Source organism: Frigoribacterium sp. AC759, from assembly GCF_979256015.1.
The window spans coordinates 1-273 of the sequence record NZ_CEEDMT010000090.1; the positions used below are offsets into that span (position 1 = coordinate 1).

Annotated in this window: 1 protein-coding gene; it reads right to left on the reverse strand. The window is 62.3% G+C overall.

Going from position 1 to position 273, the window contains the following annotated elements; genetic code table 11:
- Window positions 1-273, reverse strand: a 273-nt coding sequence (locus ACZ6JE_RS15205; protein WP_464319481.1) for an EAL domain-containing protein, incomplete at both ends; no start/stop codon positions are given.

Consider the following 273-nt stretch of genomic DNA (forward strand, 5'->3'; position numbering starts at 1 on the left):
GTCGCGTCATGTCCGGCGCGCCAGATTATCAGGTCGTCGAGCGGCATCGGCATCCCGATCTCATAGCCCTGCAACAGGTCGCAGCCGAGCATCTGGAGCAGCCGTGCCTGCCAGTCGCTCTCGACGCCCTCGACCACGACACGCATGTCGAGGCTGTGGCCGAAGTCGATCATCGAGCGGATGATCTGGTTGGTCTTGCGGCGATCGCCGACCGATCGCAGGAACGACTTGTCGAGCTTCAGCCCGTCGAGTTCGAAATGCTGGAGATAGCTG